Annotated in this window: 1 protein-coding gene; it reads left to right on the top strand. The window is 57.8% G+C overall.

Annotation, left to right across the window (positions count from 1 at the left end; genetic code table 11):
* Positions 1-34: 34 nt before the first annotated feature.
* Positions 35-315 (top strand): IMP dehydrogenase (locus SB786_RS35915; RefSeq protein WP_410731533.1); only part of this gene is annotated, 281 nt, incomplete at its 3' end.

Genomic DNA, 315 nt, shown 5'->3' with positions numbered 1-315 from the left:
CTTCCATTTTTCCCGCCCGGGAGCCCCCGCGATGCTGCGTATCAGCCAAGAAGCCCTGACCTTCGACGATATCCTCCTTGTACCTGGCTATTCCGAGGTACTGCCCAATGAAGTCAGTCTCAAGACCCGTTTGACTCGTGGCATCGAGCTGAACATTCCGCTGGTTTCCGCTGCCATGGATACCGTGACCGAAGCGCGTCTGGCCATTGCCATGGCTCAGGAAGGCGGCATCGGCATCATCCACAAGAACATGACCATCGAACAGCAGGCCGGCGAAGTCCGCAAGGTCAAGAAGTTCGAGGCTGGCGTGGTCAA

Origin of the sequence: Burkholderia sp. SIMBA_062 (assembly GCF_046534765.1) — a bacterium.
GTDB classification, from domain to species: domain Bacteria; phylum Pseudomonadota; class Gammaproteobacteria; order Burkholderiales; family Burkholderiaceae; genus Burkholderia; species Burkholderia ambifaria.
This window is presented reverse-complemented; position numbering and strand designations above follow the sequence as displayed.